Annotated in this window: 3 protein-coding genes; all 3 read left to right on the forward strand. The window is 67.0% G+C overall.

The window, feature by feature from the left end:
- A partial coding sequence (locus ACE3S9_RS18175; protein WP_374547885.1) for an L-lactate permease occupies window positions 1-242 on the forward strand: 242 nt, incomplete at its 5' end.
- Entirely contained in the window at window positions 212-1,729 is a 1,518-nt protein-coding gene (locus ACE3S9_RS18180) for an FAD-linked oxidase C-terminal domain-containing protein (protein ID WP_374547886.1), read from the forward strand. The genes ACE3S9_RS18175 and ACE3S9_RS18180, both read left to right, overlap by 31 nt.
- Before the next feature lie 11 nt (window positions 1,730-1,740).
- Window positions 1,741-2,633 (forward strand): FAD-binding protein (locus tag ACE3S9_RS18185; protein ID WP_374547887.1); only part of this gene is annotated, 893 nt, incomplete at its 3' end.

The raw sequence follows: 2,633 nt of genomic DNA on the forward strand, positions 1-2,633 counted from the left end.
AGCTCGGGCTCGATCCGGTGCTGTTCGCTGCGACCAATTCCTCCGGCGGCGTGATGGGCAAGATGGTCTCGCCGCAGAATATCGCTACCGGCGTCGCCGTCACCAATCTCAAGGGCAAGGAGGGCGAGGTCTTCGCCCGCACCTTCTGGCACAGCATCATTCTGACGCTGATTCTCGGCATTCTGGTCGCGGCCCAGCAGTTCCTGTTCCCATGGATGATCCCCGGAGGCGGCGCGCCATGATCGTCATGCCGCCGTCCGACGCCTCGGTTCTGGCGCGGCGCGGCGAAATCGTCGAGGCCCTGCGGCGGATCGTTCCCGGCGAAGGCGTGGTCGACACGGAGATCGGGCGTCGCGCCTATGAATGCGACGCGCTGACGGCCTATCGCCAATTGCCCATGGTGGTGGTCCTGCCCGAGACGACGGCGCAGGTGGTCGAGGTTCTGCGCTATTGCTCGGCGAACAAGATCAAGGTGGTGCCGCGCGGCTCCGGCACCTCGCTTTCGGGCGGGGCGCTGCCGCTCGAAGACGCGGTGCTGCTCGGCATGGGCAAGTTCAAGCGCATCGTCGAGATCGACGTCGCCAATCGCTGCGCCGTGGTGCAGCCCGGCGTGACCAATCTCGCCGTCACCCAGGCCGCGCAGCCCTATGGGCTCTATTACGCGCCCGACCCGTCGAGCCAGATCGCCTGCAGCATCGGCGGCAATGTCGCGGAAAATTCCGGCGGCGTGCATTGCCTGAAATATGGCCTCACCACCAATAATGTCATTGGCGTCGAACTGGTCACCATCGAAGGCGAAGTGGTCCGCCTCGGCGGCAAGCATTTCGACGCCCAGGGCTATGACCTGCTCGGCGTGGTGGTCGGTTCGGAAGGCATGCTCGGCGTGGTGACGGAAGCGATTGTGCGCCTGCTGCCGACGCCGCCCGGCGCCCGCGCTTTGCTGATCGGCTTCCCCGACATTGAAGGCGCGGCCGATTGCGTCGCCGCCATCATCGCGGCCGGCATCATTCCCGGCGGCATGGAAATGATGGACAAGCTCGCCATTCAGGCGGCGGAGGATTTCGTCCACGCCGGCTATCCGCTCGATGTCGACGCGCTGCTGATCGTCGAACTCGACGGCTGCGAGGCGGAGGTCGATCATCTGATTGCAGCGGTCGAAGCGATTGCAGGCGAAAATGGCGCGAAAAACTGCCGCGCCAGCCAGTCGGAGGCCGAGCGCCTGCTGTTCTGGGCCGGCCGCAAGGCGGCATTTCCGGCGGTAGGCCGCATTTCGCCCGATTATCTCTGCATGGACGGCACCATTCCGCGCAAAAGGATCGGCGAGGTGCTGCTGCGGATGAAGCAGATGGAGGCGAAATTCGGCCTGCGCTGCGCCAATGTCTTCCACGCCGGCGACGGCAATCTGCATCCGCTGATCCTCTATGACGCCAACCAGCCCGGCGAACTCGACCGCGCCGAGGCGTTCGGGCAGGACATTCTGCGGCTCTGCGTCGAGGTCGGCGGCGTGCTGACCGGCGAACATGGCGTCGGCGTGGAAAAGCGCGACCTGATGGGCGCCATGTTCAACGAAAGCGACCTCAACCAGCAGCAAAGGCTGAAATGCGCGTTCGACGACGAGAGCCTGCTCAATCCGGGAAAAGTCTTTCCGCAATTGTGCCGCTGCGCCGAACTCGGCCGCATGCATGTCCACGGCGGCAAGCTGCGTTTCCCCGACCTGCCGCGTTTCTGAACGAGCGTCCGATGACCGATTTCCAGCCCAGCGATGCGGCCCAGGCGGCGGAAATGGTCCTGTGGGCCGCGACCGAGCGCAAGAGCCTGGAGATCCGCGCCGGCGGCAGCAAGCAAGCGCTGGGGCGGCCGACGCGCGCCGACGCCGTGCTCGATATTGCGCGACTCGCCGGCGTGGTCGATTACGAGCCGGCGGAACTGGTGCTCACCGCCCGCCCCGCGACGCCGCTCCGGGAGATCGAGGCGATGCTGGCCGATAGAGGCCAGATGCTGTCCTTCGAGCCCCCGGACTGGCGCGGGCTGCTGGGCGCCACTACAGGCGAGCCAACCCTTGGCGGAACCCTGGCCTGCAACCTGTCCGGCCCGCGCCGCCTGCGCGCCGGCGCCGCGCGCGATTTCTTTCTCGGCTTTTCCGCCATCAGCGGCCGCGGCGAAAGTTTCAAGGCCGGCGGCAAGGTGGTGAAGAACGTCACCGGCTACGATCTGTGCAAGCTGATGACCGGCTCGTTCGGCACCTTGTCGCTGCTGACTGAGGTCACGATCAAGGTCATGCCGCGCCCCGAAACCGCCTGCGCCTTGCTCCTGCCCGGCCTCGCCGATGATTCCGCCGTCGCGCTGATGGCCAAGGCCCTCAATACGCCCTTCGAGGTGTCTTCCGCCGCCCATCTGCCGGCGGCGGCGGCGCAAAGGCTCGGCTTCGCCGACAGCGGCCTGACAATATTGCGCCTTGAAGGCCCCGCCCCCTCGATCGCCTTTCGCGCCGAGGCTTTGGAGCGCCTGTTCGGCGCCGGCGCGCGGCTCGGCGCGGCGGAGGCCGAAGCCTTGTGGCGCAAGATCGGCGAGGTCGCGCCGCTGCTGCCGCCGGCCGGGCGGGTGATCTGGCGGCTATGCCCGACGCCCGCTGC

The sequence above is a fragment of the Rhodoblastus sp. genome, from assembly GCF_041915505.1.
GTDB lineage: Bacteria > Pseudomonadota > Alphaproteobacteria > Rhizobiales > Beijerinckiaceae > Rhodoblastus.